This window comes from Bacillus cereus group sp. N14 (assembly GCF_016483555.1).
Classification (GTDB): domain Bacteria; phylum Bacillota; class Bacilli; order Bacillales; family Bacillaceae_G; genus Bacillus_A; species Bacillus_A wiedmannii.
Genome location: NZ_JAEHBQ010000065.1, coordinates 1 through 444, shown reverse-complemented (window position 1 = coordinate 444; position 444 = coordinate 1). Strand labels below are relative to the sequence as shown.

The following is a 444-nucleotide window of genomic DNA, read 5'->3' as shown; positions in this document are numbered from 1 at the left end:
GTAGAAAATGAAATGGTAGATACGGGGAATGTAGAAATCACAAAAATAGATAAAGACAGTAAAGCACCATTAGAAAATGTTGTATTTGAAGTACGTGATTCAAAAGGAAAAGTAGTTGCGAAAGTAAAAACGGATAAAGAAGGAAAAGCAAACGTTTCAGATTTATCTATTGGAAAGTATGAGTTAGTAGAAGTAGAAACACCGGCAGGATACAAACCACTAGAAAAGCCAATTTCATTCGAAATTGAAAAGGGTAGAGTTACAGCATTACAATTGACTGTAGAAAATGAATTAGTGGATGTAGGAAATGTAGAAATTACAAAAGTAGACAAAGAAACGAAAGATGCTTTAGCTGATGCAGTATTTGAGATTCAAGATGCAGCAGGACAAGTAGTCGCTAAAATAACGACAGATAAAAAAGGACACGCACAAGTTACTAATTTA

At 33.6% G+C, this 444-nt stretch carries 1 protein-coding gene; it reads left to right on the top strand.

Going from position 1 to position 444, the window contains the following annotated elements; translation table 11 throughout:
* A partial coding sequence (locus JDS82_RS29050) for an MSCRAMM family protein (protein WP_275952029.1) occupies nt 1-444 on the top strand: 444 nt, incomplete at both ends.